The organism is Haloferax sp. Atlit-6N (assembly GCF_003383195.1).
GTDB lineage: Archaea > Halobacteriota > Halobacteria > Halobacteriales > Haloferacaceae > Haloferax > Haloferax gibbonsii.
This window is the reverse complement of record NZ_QEQJ01000320.1, coordinates 1-460: the sequence shown is the minus strand read 5'-3', so window position 1 is coordinate 460 and position 460 is coordinate 1. Positions and strand designations below refer to the sequence as shown.

The window sequence follows — 460 nt, the reverse complement described above, 5'->3', positions numbered from 1 at the left end:
CGGCGTCCCCCTTCTCCTCTGGCGTCTGATAGATGTTCAGTGGGACTTTCGGCATCGCCTCGGCCCCGAACTGGTGGAAATCCTCTTCGGGGTCGGCATAGAGCGCGAGGGCTTCGAGCACTTCACGCGTCGACAGCGGATCGACGTCGGGATCGACGAAGACGAAGAAGTCGACGTGCAACATCCCCCAGGTAGTGAAGATGAAGTTCGCCAGTTCGTGGAGATAGCCCGGCCGCGGGACGTCCGTCGAGAAGACGTAGACCGTTCGGGGGGTGAAGCGCCACGGAACGCACCGCTCGACGTCGTAGCCAGCGGCCCGGAGACCGAGCGTCGCGTCCGGACCGACGCACGCGACTTCGGTCGTCGAACTCGTGTTCTGGGAGTATCCGACGCCCGATCCCTCGACGCAGAAGGGGATCAGCGGCTGCTCGCGGTGCGTCACGGCTTCGACTTCCAGGAC

Annotated in this window: 1 pseudogene; it reads right to left on the bottom strand. The window is 64.3% G+C overall.

The features are described 5' to 3' along the window. Nucleotides 1–460: pseudogene (locus DEQ92_RS22555) on the bottom strand (UbiD family decarboxylase domain-containing protein); the annotation flags it as partial.